1 protein-coding gene is annotated in these 1,256 nt (G+C 36.4%); it reads left to right on the top strand.

The window, feature by feature from the left end:
* Nucleotides 1–65 precede the first annotated feature (65 nt).
* The gene (locus HMPREF2872_RS00070) at nucleotides 66–536 is read left to right on the top strand and encodes a hypothetical protein (protein WP_070630301.1); all 471 of its coding nucleotides are present in this window, start codon (nucleotides 66–68) and stop codon (nucleotides 534–536) included.
* The last annotated feature ends 720 nt before the right edge of the window (nucleotides 537–1,256 follow it).

Here is a 1,256-nt window from a genome sequence, read left to right as displayed (position 1 = left end):
TACTGTAAACAACTCTACTAATTTCTACACATAAGATAGGCAAAGGTTTAAGCAAAACCCAAGAAATGTACCATAAGGTCCGGAAAAATAATGAAGATCCGAACCTGATGTCTTGGAATGATAAGGAAGAGCAGTACAATTTTATGCAGACAGTTGCTTCATTCAACCCACAATCTCTTCCACTTGAGGCACAAAAACTTTTTGATTCTGTCAAAGGGCATATGACCGCTTACCATGAGAAAAACGGTTTGCCTATTGATAAAGAAAAATTCCAAAATTCCGTAATGGCTCTTACTGCTTTAGGGACATCACAAGGAATGACTAATGCCACTCTGTTCAGTGTGCAAAGAGGTCAATATCTAATTGGTGAACTCAACCCCCATCTAAATCGTGTTGGAATGCATATAAATGAATCTGCCTCTATACCAGCAGTAGAAAGTTTGAATCAAATTCAACAAGCTACACGGCAATTTGAATATGATGAACAACAAAGACAGATAGCGCAAACCCAGACACGAGGTATGAGCTTGTCGTAAAAGAAATGGACGCCAAGGCGCGGTTCGGTAACGAACTTGGACTATGATGCCACTATTTTAAAATTGGCAAATGCCTTGGGTGGAATAGAAGATGTTGGTCAAAAAGATGTCCTAAATCCGTTAGGGGACATAGGTAGCATGAAAAAAAGAAACAAAACCGTCGTAAAACCAGTCGTTATAATGAGAATTTAGTGTGCATCAATAGAGAAAAAGTCATCTGATAAATTTCAGGTGGCTTTTTTATTCTTGGATTCTATAAGTGATTGTACTACTGAGCGAAACAGAATTTAGCAGGCTAAAATACTAGCATTATAAATTTAACATAATATAAATTATGTAGTTTTTCCCTATACCTAACAATCGCCGTTGTTTATTCCTGTTTGTTAACTATTAGTTAATTTTAAAAGATTCCGTATAGTACTCCAATTTTTAGTATAAAATCAATAGGTTTCAATAGAAATTTGGCTGTTTAATTTTATTGTGACTCTACCACTGAATTAATGAGTAATGGAATAGTGTCTAGTGAAAATAGCTTCTACTATACTAAGTACCTTCAACTTCTTTGAGATAAGTACCTTAGCAGTTTATCAATACCGTTAAATAGGAAGAACAAACAAATGCCAACGGAAGAGTAGGGCAGCAGCTATCACTAGCCCAGTAACTGAGACCTTTGCAAAATTCCTTCCCCCCCCCGACAGCCGAAACCTAAACAAAGATTTT

The sequence above is a fragment of the Neisseria sp. HMSC069H12 genome (assembly GCF_001812735.1).
Taxonomy (GTDB): Bacteria; Pseudomonadota; Gammaproteobacteria; order Burkholderiales; family Neisseriaceae; genus Neisseria; species Neisseria subflava.
Note: the sequence above shows the minus strand (reverse complement) of the source record. Positions and strands in the feature narration are given on the sequence as shown.